Annotated in this window: 1 protein-coding gene; it reads left to right on the plus strand. The window is 67.8% G+C overall.

The window, feature by feature from the left end; translation table 11 throughout:
• A partial coding sequence (locus RMT89_RS45090) for a hypothetical protein (protein WP_315889544.1) occupies positions 1-242 on the plus strand: 242 nt, incomplete at both ends.

Consider the following 242-nt stretch of genomic DNA (forward strand, 5'->3'; position numbering starts at 1 on the left):
GATTTTCCGTTGCGCCGCTCCAGGCGCTGCACGCCGGTGGGATAGGAACGGCACGCACCGGCGTCGTGACAATCATTCCGGCCGGGTCGAGCGCGCGCTGGGACATTCCAGGTCCCGTCGACGTCGTCCAGCTCTACCTTCCCCAGAAGACGCTGGAGCGCGTTGCCGGTCTGGCCAGCACCACGGCGCCGACTGACCTGCTGGAGCGAACCGGGCATCCCGATCCCATCACATCGCGCCTG

It is taken from the genome of Streptomyces sp. P17 (assembly GCF_032436805.1).
Classification (GTDB): Bacteria; Actinomycetota; Actinomycetes; order Streptomycetales; family Streptomycetaceae; genus Streptomyces.